We start from the raw sequence: 14,305 nt of genomic DNA on the forward strand, positions 1-14,305 counted from the left end.
AGCGAGGTCCATGAAGCTCAAGACAGACGACAACGCCATATCGCGCAGGGCCATGCTGGCCCGCATGCGCGACCTGTTGCTGCTGGGCGCGGCGCCCGCGCTGGCGCCATGGAGCGCGCTGGCGCAGGCCTATCCGTCGCGCACGGTGCGGCTGATTTCCCCGTACGGGCCGGGCGGGTCCAACGATACCTCGGCCCGGCTGCTGGCCGAGGCGCTGAGCCGCAAGTACGGCCAGCAGTTCGTGGTCGAGAACAAGCCGGGGGCCGGCACCCGCGTCGCCAACGAAACGCTCGCACGTTCCGCACCGGATGGCTACACGCTGCTGTGGGCCGCCGCGCCGTTCGCCATCAACACGGCGGCCGGCCTGCCGCAGCAGTACGACATCCACAAGGATTTCGTGGCGGTGGGCCCGCGCGTGGTCGGCCCGGTCTTCCTGATCGTCAAGGCCGATTCGCCGGTGCGCACGGTTGCGGACTTCGTGCGGATGGCGCGCGCAAAGCCTGGCGGCGCCACGTTTGCCTCGCCCGGCGCCGGCTCGGGGCCGCACCTGACCGCGGAACTGTTCGCCGCACAGGCGAAGTTCAAGGTGCTGAACGTGCACTACCGTGGCGACGCGACGGCCTACACGGAACTGCTGGCCGGCCGCGTGGACGCCACGCTGACGGCGATCACGTCCGCGCTGCCGTTCATCAAGGCCGGCCAGTTGCGCGTGCTGGCCGTGGCGTCGGAGCAGCGCACGCCGGTCTATCCGGATGCGCCGACCTTCGCCGAGCAGGGGTTCCCCGGTGTGGTCGGCTACGGTTGGTTCGGCCTGCTGGCCCCGGCGCGCACGCCAGCTGCCATCGTCCAGCAGATCAACCGCGATGCCAGCGCCGTGCTCGCGGACAGCGATGTCCGCAACAAGCTCACGGCGCTGGGGCTGCAGCCCGAGCCCGGTGACAGCGCGAGCTTCGCGCGGTTTATCGATGAGGAAGTGCGCAAGTGGGGCACTGTGATCAAGACCAGCGGCGTGGTGCTGGAGTAGCCGCGCCAGGACGCACGCCGCAGGCCGGCGCTCAGTGGATGCCGAAGGTATCCGCTGCGCCGTTTTCCAGCATGTCGGCAGCGGCGCCGTACAGGCTGCGGGACACGTAGCTCCGTACCTCGCCCGCACGCTGGCGCAGCCACGCGGCCTTGAGCCGGCGGGCTTCGGCCAGCGTGGGCGCGTCACCGGGCGCGAGTGCGAGCACATCGATCACGTGCAGCGCCAGCTGGATCTCGCCGCGCGTGGCCAGCGACTGCGCGTGGCGGATCAGCGCGCCGTGGTCGGCCACTGCGGCGGCGATTTCGGCCGCGGCTTGCTCGGGCGCGGCAGGGTGCAGCGAGGTCGCGTTGCGGTCCCACCAGCCATTCTCAGAGCGATAGATATCGCGCGCGATATAGCTCGGATCGCCGTACGTGGGCCGCATCCAGGGCTGGTCGAACAGTTCCGCGGGCGGCTTGAGCGCGGCAAGCATCTGGCGCTCGTTGCAGCCCGCGTTCATGAGCCGGACCACTTCCGCTCGCAGCCAGCGCAGCGCGCGCGCCGTCTGGCACAGCACGCGTTCGCATTCGTCCGCGCCGCGCAGCGTGGGGCCGAACTCGCGCACGACGGTGCGCGGTCCCAGCGCGGCCATGCGTTCGAGCGTTTCGGCCCAGCGCACGGTATCGCGCAGCGTGCGGAACGGCGTGCCGACGTTGGGAATGGAATCGATGACGGCCGGGCCGCCATACAGCAGCCGCCGTCCCGGCAGCCAGACCGCGACGGCGTCGTCGGTCTCCGATGGCGCCCACAGGATCTCCGCACGGCCATTGCCGTGGCCAATCGTCACGCCGTCGGCAAAGGTCTCGGTGGGCGCGGTGTGGCCGAGCTTGCCCGCCATGGCGCCGGCAGGGCGGCGGAACTGGATCTCGGCCATGCGTTCCTGCATGCGGCTGGTTTCGCGATAGCGCGCCTGGCGTGCCAGCACGTTCACGTGGGCGAGCACGCGTGGCGCGGGCTCGCCGCGTGCGGCAGCATGGTCGAGCCATTGCTGCAGACCGGCGTTGTAGCCCATATGGCCGTGGCTGTAGCAGATCGCCAGCACCGGCAGGCTGGTCTGCGTGCGCAGCGCGTCGATCATGCCGGCGGTGACGCGCCCGCCCGGGCCGCTGTCGACTACCAGCAGGCCGCCGCCGACATCCGCTACAAAGCTCTGCCCTTGCCCGTGCAACAGCCAGACACCGTCGTCGATGGCTTCGATGCCGGTGCCCGTTACCAGCGCGACGGCCCTTTCCTCGAGATCCTGCATGCGTGACTCCTTTCGCAAAATGGTGAATCCGGCTGGCCGCCATGCATGTCCATGGCAGCCGTCTTCAGCACGAATTTCAGGGCAAGCGGCCGAGGATTGGGATAGGGGAAACTCCGCTCCGCCGCTCCCCGATCACCCGTCGGGCCAGCGCTGGCGCGGCCCGCCGGCCGTTCGGGTTGGCGCCGTGTAAACCGGTGGTTAGCAGCGAGCATTGCGCGGCAGTTCCCCGCAGGCGCGGGACGCGCTAGCGCATACCCGGCAGCCGGGATAACCCCGAGGTGCTAACCACAGGTTTACGCGGCAGCGATCCTGCCATCTGCCGCAAACGCCGCTGCTGCCGCATGATCCTTTCGCATCATCGCAACGCCGGGCAAACCGGCATGGAGTCCATGGCATGGCAAGCCGGCAAGACCTGCCCCTCGCAGGCATTCGGGTAGCGGAGTTTGGGCAGTTCATCGCGGCGCCAGGCGCGGCCATGATGCTGGCCGATCTCGGCGCCGACGTGGTCAAGGTGGAAGCGCTGCGCGGCGACAGCGCGCGGCGTTTCGACGGCACCAGCGCGCAGAGTCCGATGTTCCTCGCGTACAACCGTGGCAAGCGCGGCATCGCGCTGGACCTGCGCAGCAGCGGCGGCGTGGAAGCCGCGCGGCGGCTCGCGCTGGCCAGCGACGTGGTGCTGCATAACACGCGTCACGGCGTGATGGAAGCGCTGGGGCTGGATGCCGCGACGCTGCGCGCTGAGAAAACCGAACTGATTCATGCATCGATCAGCGGCTTCGGCACGCGCGGACCGTCGCGCTCGCGGCCGGGGCTCGATATCGCCGCGCAGGCCGAAAGCGGCATGATGTCCGTGACCGGCGAAGCCGGCGGACAGCCGCTGAAGGCGGGCTTTGCACTGATCGACGCGGCTACCGCACTGGCTGCTGCCAACGCGATTCTCGCCGCGCTGTTTCGCCGCCTCCGTACCGGCAAGGGCGAAACCATCGAGACGTCGCTATTGCAGGTTGGCGTGCAACTGCAGGCGCAGTTGTGGGCGGAGTACCAATGCTCGGGCGCGCTGCCTGTGCGCAGCGGCAACAGCCAGCCCAAGGCCGCACCTGCGGCGGATGTCATCGCAGTGGCCGATGGCCATGTGGTGTTGTCCGCGTATCTCGACGAACACTGGGCGCGCCTGTGCGAAGCGATCGGTAATCCCGCGCTCGCGCAGGATCCGCGCTTCGCCAGCAATGCACTGCGCGTGCAGAACCGTCCGGCGCTGCTCGCGATCCTGCACGATGCGCTGCGCCAATTGAGCGGCGACGCTGCGCGTGCGCTGCTCGAACGCCATCAGGTCGTGGTTGGCGTGGTGCGCAATTACCACCAGGTCGGCGCCAGTGCGGATGTGCGCGCCAGCGGCATCCTGCGCGCGGTTGGCAATGGCGAAGGCGGCCTGCTCGAACTGCCGGGGCTGCCGTTCTCGATGGCGAGCCTGCAAGGGGACGATATTCCTGCTGTGCCTCGGCTGGGCCAGCACACCACGGAAGTGCTGACCGAGCTTGGCTACGGTGCCACTGAAATTGATGAACTGGCCTGCGCCGGCGCCATTGGCTGCGAGCAAGGAGCGATTGCATGAGTGAAGCGGCAACAACCTCACCGGTACTGCTGGAGCGTCATGCCGGCTGGACCGAGATCGTGCTGAACCGGCCGGAGCGGCGCAATGCCATCGACAACGCGCTTGCGCACGCACTGGCTGCCACAATCGACAGCGTCAACGCCGACGACAGCACGCGTGCCGTGCTGCTGCGCGGCGCCGATGGCGCGTTCTGTTCGGGACTGGATCTGAAGGCGCTGCAGGTCGAGCCGGACGGCATGGAAAAGTTCGCGCAGGTCTGGGAGCGTGTGCACTTGTCGTTGCTGCAGAGCGAGAAGGCGTGGATCGTGGCGCTGGAGCGCCATGCGGTCAACGGCGGCGCGGCACTGGCGCTGGCCGGCGACCTGATGGTCTGCGGCGCTGGTGCCTTCCTGCAGATCGGCGAGATCCGCCTTGGCATGGCGGCGCCGCGCAATGCGGCATGGCTGGCACTGCGCCATTCCGAAGCGGTTGCCGCGCGGCTTTGCCTGCTTGGCGATCGCGTACCTGCAACTGACCTGCTTCGGCTCGGCGTTGCCACCGAAGTCACCGACGACACGCAGGTGCTCGACCGCGCGCGCGACCTGGCCGCGACCATTGCCGCATTCCCGGCCGGCGGCGTGACCGCGATCAAGCGCGGCATGCGTGCCGCCAGCACGCGCATGGCGCTGCCGCAGTGGCTCGGCGCCTGCCGCGATACCCACGACTGAAGCGAGATCCCGCATGAGTGAATCCATCACGACTGACAGCGAAGCCTCCCTGGAGGCATTCCGTGGCGAGGTGCGCGCCTTTGTCGCGCAGGCCTTGCCGGAAACCGTGCGCGAGAAGGTGCGCCTCGGCCTTGAGGTCAGCAAGGACGAAATGATCGCCTGGCAGCACCGGCTGGCCGAACGCGGCTGGCTGGCGCCACACTGGCCGCGCGACTGGCAGGGCCTGGGCTGGAGCGCCGAGCGTCGCGCGGTATTCCAGGAAGAACTTGTGCTTGCCCACGCGCCGGAGACGGGTGGCATCTCGATCGAGATGATCGGACCGATCCTGATCCGCTACGGCACGCCGGCGCAGCAGCAGTATTTCCTGCCGCGCATTCTCAACCTGGAGCACTGGTGGTGCCAGGGGTATTCGGAGCCCAATGCGGGCTCGGACCTCGCTTCGCTGAAGACGCATGCGGTGCGCAAGACGCGCGCGGACGGCACCGAAGTCTATGTCGTCAACGGCAGCAAGATCTGGACGTCGTACGCGCAGTACGCGGACTGGATCTTCTGCCTGGTGCGGACCGACAGCGCAGCGCGCGCGCAGCAGGGCATCAGCTTCCTGCTGATCGATATGCGCAGCCCCGGCATCAGCGTGCGGCCGCTGGTGGGCATCCACGGCTGGCACCTGTTCAACCAGGTGTTCTTCGATGATGTCGAGGTGCCCGTCGACCACCGCGTCGGCGACGAGAATGCGGGTTGGGGCATCGCCAAGTCGCTGCTCGAGCATGAGCGCCTGAACCTGGCCCGCGTGGCCGAGAACCGGCGCCGCCTGGCCAAGGTGCGCGCCATTGCCGCGGAAGTCGAAGAGGCCGGGCAGCCGTTGACGGAGCGGCCATGGTTTGCGCGCCGATTCCGCGAACTCGACGTGCGCCTGGAAGCGTTGGCCGCGACCGTGCTGCGCTTTCGCCAGAGGGCGCGGGCGGGCGAGCGGCTTGGTCCCGAGACCGGCATGCTCAAGCTGCTTGGCAGCCGACTGATCCAGGACATCGAGAACCTCGCCGTCGACGCGCTCGGTCCCGGCACGCTCGCCTACGACCGCGCCGCGCACTTCGAGCCGGCGGCGCCACGCGCCGGGCAATCCGCGTATGCGGCAGCCGCATCCGCCCGGCGTTTCGTGACGCGCGGCTACACCATCGCCGGTGGCTCCAGCGAGATCCAGCACGAACTGCTGGCCAAGCAGGTGCTTGGGCTCTAACAAACTCAGCGAAAGGAACGGAACCCATGAGCGATTCCCACGACGACCGCCGCATGCTGCAGGAAAGCGTGCGGCGCTATGTCGAACGCGACTATGGCTTTGAACAGCGCCGCGCGGCACGGGCGGAGCCGGGCGGCTTCTCGCGCCGGCACTGGCAGGCGTTTGCAGGTTTCGGCTGGCTCGCGCTGGGCCTGCCAGAAGCCTGTGGCGGGTTTGGTGACGCCGCGGACCAGGCCGTGCTGGCCGAGGCGCTGGGCAGTGCCCAACCCGCCGAGCCGTGGCTGGCCAATGCCGCCTTGTGCGGCCCGCTGCTGGCCGCGAGCGGTGACGCCGCGCATGCCGCTACCGCCGCAGCAATGGCGGAGGGCAGGACGATGCTGGCGCTGGCCGCGTGGGAGCCGCAGGGTCGCTATGACGCGTTCGATGTCGCCACGTCCGCCGAGCCGCGGCACGGCGGCGGCGCCAGCGACTGGATTCTGGATGGCCGCAAGACGCTGGTGCTGGCTGGTGGAAGCGCCGACATGGTGCTGGTACTGGCGCGCACCAGCGGCCAGCGCCGCGACCGCGACGGCCTCACGCTGTTCGCCGTGCCCGCCGGCACGCGCGGCATCGCTATTGAAGCATTGCCGACCTACGACGGCCGCCAGACCGCCACGGTCACGCTGCGCCGTGTCAGCGTCCCCGACAGCGCGCGAGTCGGCGCCGTAGGCGGCGCATGGCCAGGCGTCGAAGCCGCGATCGATCGCGCGACCACCATGGCCTGCGCCGAAGCCGTTGGCACCATGGCGCGTGCGTTCGAGCTGACGCGCGACTACCTCGTCACGCGTGAGCAGTTCGGCCGGCCGTTGTCCGCGAACCAGGTGATCCGCCACCGGCTGGTCGACCTCTATGTCAGCGTGGAACAGGCGCGTGCCATCACGGAAGCGGCCGCCGCCGCGCTGCACGACGATGCGTCAGCGCGAATGCGCGCGGTCTCGCTCGCCAAGGCCTTCGTCTCGGTCGCGGGACGCGCGCTCGGCGAAGACGCGGTGCAGTTGTACGGCGCGGTCGGCATGACCGACGAGATGGAAGTCGGCCACTGCTACAAGCGGCTCGCCGCGCTGGCCAATCTGTTTGGCGATGCCGACTGGCACTACGAACGGCTTTCTGCCATCGATTCCGCGACACAGGCGCTGGCCGCCTGAGACGCATTAACCAGGGCGCCAGCGAGCGCCCGTCGACAACCAGCCGGCAACGCACCGGCATGGGCGGCCAATGCGCCGCCATGGAGACCACATCATGATCAGCCAGCACACCGGCGCACGCTGGGCCGGGGCGGCCCTCGCCGTGCCTCTGGCCTTCGCGAGCGCCACTGCCGCGCACGCCGAGGCCCCCTATCCGAACCGCCCGATCCGCATGGTGCTGCCCTCCGGCGCCGGCACCGTAACGGACCAGACTGCCCGGCTGATTGCCGAGCGACTGAGCACGTCGCTCAAGCAACCGGTGGTCATCGACAACCGCCCCGGCGCCAACGGCATCATCGCCGGCGAAACCGTGGCGCGCGCTGCGCCGGACGGCTACACGCTGCTGTTCACGTACTCGGCGACGCTGACGGTGAACCCGTGGACCACGCCGTCGCTGCCGTACGACCCGCTCAAGGACTTCACGCCGATCGCGCGGCCCAGTGCGCCCGGCGGCAACCTGCTCGCGGTCAGCGCGAGCGTGCCGGCGCGCAACCTGCAGGAGTTCCTGGCGTATGTGAAGGCCAGCAAGTCGGAGCTCGCGTATTGCTCATGGGGCGTCGGCTCGGGCGGCCATCTGGCGATGGAGTATCTGAAGGCCAAAACCGGCATCCACCTGCGCCATATCCCCTACAAGACCGCGACCCAGTGCAGCAATGACCTGGCGGCCGGACACGTAACCATCGGCATTACCGATTCGGTCTCGTCGATTCCGCACCTGAAATCCGGCCGGATCCGCGGCATCGCGGTCTCGGGTCCCGAGCGGCTGCTGCCCACGCCTGACGTGCCGACCATGACGGAGCAGGGCGTGCCGTTCCAGCAGGCGAGCTGGGTCGCGCTGTTCGGGCCCAAGGGCCTGCCGGCGCCGATCGTCACGCGGCTCAACGCCGAGGTGAACCGCATCCTGCAGTCCCCGGAAGACCGCGAGCGCTTTACCGCGATGAACCTGAAGCCGGCCGCGCCGGCGAGCGCGGCGGAGCTGGGCAAGCTGGTCAGCTCCGACCTGGCGGCATGGGGCGAGGTAGTGAGGGTCGCAGGACTCAAGGCGCAATAAGTCCAGAAAGCGCTGCAGGCCAAAGCACAACACAACAAGCAGTGAGAACGGGAGAGTGCAAGCGTGAACGCAAGACAGTGGATGGCAATGGGGGTGACTGGGGCGGCGCTGGCCGCCGGCAATGCGGCAGCGGGAACGATGCAGCTGTTCGGCGTGGTGGATGCCTCGCTCGAATATGCGAAGGGGTCGGACAGCGTGGTGCGGATGCGCGAAGGCCAGCAGGCGGCCTCGCGCTGGGGGATTCGCGGCATCGAGGATCTTGGCGGCGGACTGAAGGCGAACTTCCTGGTCGAGTCGGGCTTCAACATCGACACTGGCACGGAGTTCTTCGGCAACAACCGGTTGTTCGGACGGCAGGCCTACATGGGCCTGTCGGATGGCTGGGGCGAGTTCCGGCTTGGGCGCCAGTACACGCCGTCGTTCTATGCGTTGCTGCGGCTCGATCCGTTCCTGCTCAACGGCGCGGTGTCGCCGTTCAACCTGCTCAGCGCCACGGCGTCGCAGGGTACCGGGCACGTGGCCTACGGCGCGCGCTTTGACAATGCCGTGCAGTACTTCTCGCCGAACTGGGGCGGCTTTTCGTTCACGGCCGCGGTGGCGCCGGGCGAAGTCCCCGGTGCGCCGCGCTCAGGCCTGAACTTCGGCATGAACGCGACGTACGAGGCGGGCAACGCCTATGCGTTCTACAGCTACCAGGGCATGTACACGGGCGCTAACGTGCCTGTCGATACCACGCTGACATCGAACCACTTTGTCGGCGGCTCGTACCGGTTCCAGCCGATCGAAGTCGGGTTGCTGTTCAGCACGGCCAGCAGCGACCGGCCCAATACGCGCTCGGCGCGCCACTATGGCGTGACGTTCAGCTGGACGGTGACGCAGCGCGACACGTTCAAGGCCGCCGCGGTCAAGCGGCAGATCCTGGGCGGTGGGGAGCGGCCGCTCGCGGTGACGCTCGGTTGGGACCATGACCTGAGCAAGCGCACCACGGCCTACCTGCGCGCGGTGCTCGTGCATAACAGCCCCGGCGGCAGCGTCACCAACAACAGCATCGCGATCGATCCGGGCAGCGGGGATGATGCCAGGTCCGTAAGCGTCGGCTTGCGCCACCGGTTCTGAAGACCGTCAGCCCTTCGCGGGCTGGCCGTCCTTCAGGCGCCACAGGTCCAGCGGATTGCCGTCCTGCAACGCGGCCGGCAGCAATTCCGCGGGCACGTTCTGGTAGCACACCGGCCGCAGGAAGCGGTCCATCGCCGTGGTGCCGACCGAAGTCGTGCGCGTATCGGACGTGGCGGGGAAGGGGCCGCCGTGAACCATGGCGTACGACACTTCCACCCCGGTCGGATAGCCGTTGAACAGCACGCGGCCCACCTTGCGTTCGAGCAGCGGCAGCAGTTGTGCGGCCAATGCGTAGTCGCCGCGGTCGGCCTGCACGGTGGCGGTCAACTGGCCTTCCAGTTCGCGCGTGACGGTAAGCAGGTCTTCCACATCGCGGCAGACCACCAGGACAGTGGAAGGGCCGAACACTTCGGCATGCATGCGCGGATCGGCGATAAAGCGCTGCGCCGTGGTTTCGAATACTGCGGCGCAGGCCTGGTTCGGGCCTGTGCTCGCCTGGCCGGTCGCGGTGCGAGCGAGGCCGGGGATGTCCGACAGACTGGTGATGCCATGTTCGAACGCGCGCTGAATACCCGGCGTCAGCATCGTGCCGGCCGGCTTCGCGGTCACTGCGGCGCCGGCCGCCGCGCGGAACGTGTCGAGCGCCGGGCCTTCGAGCGCGAGCAGCAGGCCCGGATTGGTGCAGAACTGTCCCACGCCGAGCACCAGCGAATCGGCCAGTTCGCGGGCGATGGCTTCGCCGCGTGCCGACAGCGCCTCGGGCAGCAGGAAGACCGGGTTGATGCTGCTCATCTCCGCATAGACGGGAATCGGCTGCGCGCGGTTGCTGGCGACCTGCATCAGCGCCAGGCCGCCACTGCGCGAACCCGTAAAGCCCACGGCCTGGATGGCCGGGTGCGCAACCAGTTCCGTACCGACGGTGTGACCCACGCCGGTCAGCAGCGAGAACACGCCCTCCGGCAGGCCGGCATCGGCCACTGCCTTGCGGATCGCACGGCCGACTAGTTCCGAAGTGCCCGGATGCGCGGGATGCGCCTTGGCCACCACGGGGCAGCCGGCGGCCAGTGCCGAAGCGGTGTCGCCGCCGGCCACGGAGAAGGCCAGCGGGAAGTTGCTGGCGCCGAACACGGCGACCGGGCCAATTGCGATCTTCTGCATGCGCAGGTCCGGCCGCGGCGGCGTGCGCTCGGGCAGGGCGCTGTCGAGCGTGGCCGTCTGCCACCGACCGGCGCGCAGCACGCTGGCGAACAGGCGCAGCTGACCCGTGGTGCGGCCGCGCTCACCTTGCAGGCGGGCAATGGGCAGTGCACTTTCGGCATGCGCGCGCGCGATCAAGGTATCGCCGAGCGCTTCGATCTGGTCGGCGATTGCTTCGAGGAAACGTGCGCGCTGGTCAGGCGACGTGGCGCGGAAGGTATCGAACGCCGCTTCGGCCAGTTCGCAGGCGCGTGCCACATCATCGGTGCCGGAGCTGTGAAATACGGGCTCGAGCGTCGCGCCCGTGGCCGGGTTGATCGCGTGGAAGGGTTCGCTGCTGCCGTGCACGGCGCTCGCGCCGATCAGCATTTCGCCGGTAATCGTCATGGCTGGGGTTTCCTGCAGAAGAAGGGTGCGAGGGCACCGTCAAACGGAATGACCGGTCGGAGCGTGCCGCCGAATCTCATAAGACATCATATGACATGAGGCGGTCGTCCGCAACACCGGGGACGACGAAGGCTCAGCCGGCCGCGGAGGCCTTGCGCAGGCGCTCGCGGCTGTTGGTCAGGTGCATGCGCATGGCGGCCTTGGCGGCCTCGGGGTCGCGGCGCTCGATGGCGTCGTAGATGTTTTCGTGCTCGATATGCACGCGTTCCAGGTACTGGGCGCGCTCCTGCGAATTGACCTGCAGGCGGCTGCGCGGGATCAGCATGGTGCCGAGGTGGCCCATGATGTCAGTGAAGTAGCGGTTGCCGGTGGCGCGCGCAATAGACAGGTGGAACTCGAAGTCGGCGCCGACGGCGTCGCTGCCCTCGGTCGTATTGCGCTTCATGGTGTCGAGCGCCCGGCGCATGGCCCCCAGATGTTCGTCGTTGCGGCGCGTGGCGGCCAGGCCGGCGGCCTCGGCCTCCAGGCTCACGCGGAATTCCAGCATGGCCAGTACGTCCATGGCGGTGCCCATGGCGGCGATATCGATGCGGAACGGCGACGGCGTTTCCGCAGGGCGTGCCAGCACGAAGGTGCCGATCCCGTGGCGCGTTTCCACCAGCCCGCTGGCTTGCAGTCGCGACAGCGCCTCGCGTACCACGGTGCGGCTCACGCCGAACGTGGCCATCACTTCCGATTCGGTGGGCAGCTTGTCGCCCGGCTTGAGTTGCCCCTGGCGGATGCGTTCGGTCAGGCCACTCACCACTTCCTCGGCAAGCGTACGGCCGCGGCGGCGCAGGGGTGCGGGCGAAGTCATCTGGGCGTCGGACATGGTCGTGGGGAAAGGCGTAGGGAAATTGCGGCCTTGACCTGGCCGGGATGCCCTCATTATACTCGGTTGTAAGTCATACGACGACTGATAACGTATGCTAAAACATTCAAGCATGCGCCGCCAACCACGCATGCCAATCAGATCCTGGAGACAGCCCGCATGAACGCCACGCAAGCCGCCATCCCTGGCCAAACCGCCGCCACGCCGGTCGTGACCGAACTGACCGTGGTGCCGGTCGCCGGCCACGACAGCATGTTGATGAACCTGTCGGGCGCGCATGGCCCGTACTTCACGCGCAATATCGTGATCCTGCGCGACAGCGCGGGCAATACCGGCGTGGGTGAAGTGCCGGGCGGGGAGGGGATCCGCCAGACGCTCGAAGACGCCCGGACGCTGGTGGTGGGGCAGCCCATCGGCCAGTACCAGGCCGTGCTCAACCGCGCGCGTGCTGCGTTTGCCGGTCGCGACGCGGGCGGCCGCGGCCTGCAGACGTTCGACCTGCGCATCGCCATTCACGCCGTGACGGCGCTGGAAGCGGCGCTGCTCGATCTGCTTGGCAAGCATTTGCAGGTGCCCGTGGCGGCGCTGCTTGGCGAAGGCCAGCAGCGCGATGCGGTCGAGATGCTCGGCTACCTGTTCTACATCGGCGACCGCCGCCGCACCACGCTCGACTACCGTACCGAGCCCGACGCCGGCAATGACTGGTTCCGCCTGCGCAATGAAGAGGCCATGACGCCCGAGGCCATCGTGCGCCTGGCCGAGGCCGCTTACGAGCGCTATGGCTTCAACGACTTCAAGCTCAAGGGCGGCGTGCTGCGCGGCGACGAAGAGATGGAAGCGATCATTGCTTTGCATGAGCGCTTCCCGAAGGCGCGCGTCACGCTCGATCCGAATGGCGGCTGGCTGCTGGCCGACGCGATCCGCCTGTGCCGCGACAAGCACGGCGTGCTGGCCTACGCGGAAGACCCGTGCGGGGCCGAAGACGGCTACTCGGGCCGCGAGATCATGGCCGAGTTCCGCGCGGCGACGGGCTTGCCGACCGCCACCAATATGATCGCCACCGACTGGCGCCAGATGGGCCATGCGGTGCGGCTGCAATCGGTCGATATTCCGCTGGCCGATCCGCACTTCTGGACCATGCAGGGCTCGGTGCGCGTTGCGCAGATGTGCGCCGAGTGGGGCCTGACCTGGGGCTCGCATTCCAACAACCACTTCGATATCTCGCTGGCGATGTTCACCCACGTGGCCGCCGCCGCGCCGGGCCGCATCACCGCGATCGACACGCACTGGATCTGGCAGGACGGCGAACGCCTGACGCGCGACCCGCTGAAGATCGAAGGCGGCATGGTTCAGGTGCCCAAGACGCCGGGCCTTGGCGTGGAGCTGGACATGGATGCGCTGGCGCGCGCCAACGCGCTCTACCAGCAGAAGGGCCTCGGTGCGCGGGACGATGCGATCGCCATGCAGTTCCTGATCCCGGGCTGGAAATTCAACAACAAGGCGCCGTGCATGGTCCGCTAAGGGCCGCTGCACAGCCACCACACAACACGCAGCGACATAAAACAACAGGAGACAACCATGATCGAACTTTCCACGCTGCTGCGCCGCTGTGCGGGCGCGGGCATTGCCCTGGCGGCGGTAGCCATGACCGTTGCCGGCGGCGTTGCCGCGGCAGCCAGCCCGGCCTGGCCGCAAAAGCCCGTGTCGGTGGTCGTGCCGTTCCCGGCAGGCGGCTCGACCGACACGATCGCGCGCATGCTCGCCGTGCCGCTCAATGAAAAGCTGGGCCAGCCGTTCGTCATCGACAACCGCCCCGGCGCCACGGGCGCGATCGGTGCGACCTTCGTCAAGCGCGCGCCTGCGGACGGGTACACGATGATGGTCGCCTCGATCGGCGTCTATGCCGTCAATCCGTTCCTGCAGAAGAACCTCGGCTATGACCCGGCCAAGGACTTCGACCTGCTCACCGTGGCCGTGCGTGCGCCCAATGTGCTGGTGGCCAACCCGAACTTCCCGGCCAAGACCCTGCCTGAACTGGTCAGCTACATGAAGAAAAACCCCGGCAAGGTCAGTTTCGCGACCTCGGGCGCCGGATCGTCGGATCATCTGACTGCCGCGCTGTTCTGGCAGAAGAGCGCCACCGAGGGCCTGCACGTGCCCTACAAGGGCGGTGCGCCAGCCATCTCCGACCTGCTGGCCGGGCAGGTCGATGTGTCGTTCCAGAACATCAACGCAGTGCTGCAGCACATCCGCAGCGGCAAGCTGCGCGCGCTCGCGGTGACTTCAGACAAGCGCGCCGCGGTGCTGCCGAACGTGCCGACCATGGCCGAAGGCGGCGTGAAGGAGGTGGAGGTCTATTCCTGGCAGGGCGTGGCGGCGCCGCGTGGGCTGCCGGCTGACGTGAAGAGCCGCCTGCATGGCGCGCTGGTCGGTGCGCTCAACGAGCCGAAGATGCGCGAAAAGCTGGCCGAGAACGGCTTCGAGGTCGTGGGCAATACGCCCGAGCAGTTCGCGCAGTTCGAGAACCAGGAACTCAAGCGCTGGAAGACGGTGATCGAGCAGGGCAAGATCACCATCGAATAAGGCGCTGCCGAG

12 protein-coding genes are annotated in these 14,305 nt (G+C 68.3%); 9 read left to right on the forward strand and 3 right to left on the reverse strand.

From position 1 onward, the window contains the following. Nucleotides 1-64 precede the first annotated feature (64 nt). Complete coding sequence (locus tag KHO41_RS20735; RefSeq protein ID WP_244873932.1) at nt 65-1,024, forward strand: Bug family tripartite tricarboxylate transporter substrate binding protein; 960 nt, start codon at nt 65-67, stop codon at nt 1,022-1,024. Between the two features lie 31 nt (nt 1,025-1,055). On the opposite strand, the gene KHO41_RS20740 is transcribed toward KHO41_RS20735, so the two are convergent. Continuing rightward, nucleotides 1,056-2,309, reverse strand: coding sequence for an alkyl sulfatase dimerization domain-containing protein (locus KHO41_RS20740; RefSeq protein ID WP_211955169.1), 1,254 nt, complete (start codon nt 2,307-2,309; stop codon nt 1,056-1,058). 394 nt (nt 2,310-2,703) lie between these two features. Between KHO41_RS20740 and KHO41_RS20745 the strand changes: the two genes are divergently transcribed. The 6 genes from KHO41_RS20745 to KHO41_RS20770 all read left to right on the forward strand — a co-directional run bounded on the left by KHO41_RS20745 (nt 2,704) and on the right by KHO41_RS20770 (nt 9,255). Beyond that, nucleotides 2,704-3,921, forward strand: a complete 1,218-nt coding sequence (locus KHO41_RS20745; protein ID WP_211955170.1) for a CaiB/BaiF CoA transferase family protein — start codon at nt 2,704-2,706, stop codon at nt 3,919-3,921. Next, nucleotides 3,918-4,628, forward strand: a complete 711-nt coding sequence (locus tag KHO41_RS20750) for an enoyl-CoA hydratase/isomerase family protein (RefSeq protein ID WP_211955171.1) — start codon at nt 3,918-3,920, stop codon at nt 4,626-4,628. The genes KHO41_RS20745 and KHO41_RS20750 overlap by 4 nt, the downstream gene beginning before the upstream one ends. Before the next feature lie 13 nt (nt 4,629-4,641). Further along, a complete protein-coding gene (locus KHO41_RS20755; RefSeq protein ID WP_211955172.1) occupies nt 4,642-5,865 on the forward strand; it encodes an acyl-CoA dehydrogenase family protein in 1,224 nt (407 codons plus the stop codon). 26 nt (nt 5,866-5,891) lie between these two features. Further along, a complete protein-coding gene (locus tag KHO41_RS20760; RefSeq protein ID WP_211955173.1) occupies nt 5,892-7,049 on the forward strand; it encodes an acyl-CoA dehydrogenase family protein in 1,158 nt (385 codons plus the stop codon). Nucleotides 7,050-7,143: 94 nt separating this feature from the next. Continuing rightward, complete coding sequence (locus tag KHO41_RS20765) at nt 7,144-8,139, forward strand: Bug family tripartite tricarboxylate transporter substrate binding protein (protein ID WP_211955174.1); 996 nt, start codon at nt 7,144-7,146, stop codon at nt 8,137-8,139. Between the two features lie 81 nt (nt 8,140-8,220). Next, entirely contained in the window at nt 8,221-9,255 is a 1,035-nt protein-coding gene (locus KHO41_RS20770; RefSeq protein WP_211955213.1) for a porin, read from the forward strand. A gap of 6 nt (nt 9,256-9,261) precedes the next feature. On the opposite strand, the gene KHO41_RS20775 is transcribed toward KHO41_RS20770, so the two are convergent. Further along, nucleotides 9,262-10,839, reverse strand: a complete 1,578-nt coding sequence (locus tag KHO41_RS20775) for an aldehyde dehydrogenase (NADP(+)) (protein WP_211955175.1) — start codon at nt 10,837-10,839, stop codon at nt 9,262-9,264. Nucleotides 10,840-10,972: 133 nt separating this feature from the next. Then, the gene (locus KHO41_RS20780; RefSeq protein WP_211955176.1) at nt 10,973-11,710 is read right to left on the reverse strand and encodes a FadR/GntR family transcriptional regulator; all 738 of its coding nucleotides are present in this window, start codon (nt 11,708-11,710) and stop codon (nt 10,973-10,975) included. Nucleotides 11,711-11,869: 159 nt separating this feature from the next. Between KHO41_RS20780 and gudD the strand changes: the two genes are divergently transcribed. After that, nucleotides 11,870-13,231 carry a glucarate dehydratase gene (gene gudD, locus KHO41_RS20785; RefSeq protein WP_211955177.1) on the forward strand — a complete coding sequence of 454 codons (1,362 nt, stop codon included), beginning with the start codon at nt 11,870-11,872 and terminating at the stop codon, nt 13,229-13,231. Between the two features lie 57 nt (nt 13,232-13,288). After that, nucleotides 13,289-14,293 (forward strand): Bug family tripartite tricarboxylate transporter substrate binding protein, encoded by a 1,005-nt coding sequence (locus KHO41_RS20790; RefSeq protein ID WP_211955178.1) that lies wholly within the window; start codon nt 13,289-13,291, stop codon nt 14,291-14,293. The last annotated feature ends 12 nt before the right edge of the window (nt 14,294-14,305 follow it).

Source organism: Cupriavidus numazuensis, assembly GCF_905397435.1.
Classification (GTDB): domain Bacteria; phylum Pseudomonadota; class Gammaproteobacteria; order Burkholderiales; family Burkholderiaceae; genus Cupriavidus; species Cupriavidus numazuensis.

Excerpts from the sequence above, each read along its gene's own strand:
- KHO41_RS20735 (WP_244873932.1), top strand. The coding sequence starts at position 65 with ATGCGCGACCTGTTGCTGCTGGGCGCGGCGCCCGCGCTGGCGCCATGG.
- KHO41_RS20790 (WP_211955178.1), top strand. The coding sequence starts at position 13,289 with ATGATCGAACTTTCCACGCTGCTGCGCCGCTGTGCGGGCGCGGGCATT.
- KHO41_RS20770 (WP_211955213.1), top strand. The coding sequence starts at position 8,221 with ATGGCAATGGGGGTGACTGGGGCGGCGCTGGCCGCCGGCAATGCGGCA.
- KHO41_RS20745 (WP_211955170.1), top strand. The coding sequence starts at position 2,704 with ATGGCAAGCCGGCAAGACCTGCCCCTCGCAGGCATTCGGGTAGCGGAG.
- KHO41_RS20740 (WP_211955169.1), bottom strand. The coding sequence starts at position 2,309 with ATGCAGGATCTCGAGGAAAGGGCCGTCGCGCTGGTAACGGGCACCGGC.
- KHO41_RS20755 (WP_211955172.1), top strand. The coding sequence starts at position 4,642 with ATGAGTGAATCCATCACGACTGACAGCGAAGCCTCCCTGGAGGCATTC.
- gudD (WP_211955177.1), top strand. The coding sequence starts at position 11,870 with ATGAACGCCACGCAAGCCGCCATCCCTGGCCAAACCGCCGCCACGCCG.
- KHO41_RS20750 (WP_211955171.1), top strand. The coding sequence starts at position 3,918 with ATGAGTGAAGCGGCAACAACCTCACCGGTACTGCTGGAGCGTCATGCC.
- KHO41_RS20780 (WP_211955176.1), bottom strand. The coding sequence starts at position 11,710 with ATGTCCGACGCCCAGATGACTTCGCCCGCACCCCTGCGCCGCCGCGGC.
- KHO41_RS20760 (WP_211955173.1), top strand. The coding sequence starts at position 5,892 with ATGAGCGATTCCCACGACGACCGCCGCATGCTGCAGGAAAGCGTGCGG.
- KHO41_RS20765 (WP_211955174.1), top strand. The coding sequence starts at position 7,144 with ATGATCAGCCAGCACACCGGCGCACGCTGGGCCGGGGCGGCCCTCGCC.
- KHO41_RS20775 (WP_211955175.1), bottom strand. The coding sequence starts at position 10,839 with ATGACGATTACCGGCGAAATGCTGATCGGCGCGAGCGCCGTGCACGGC.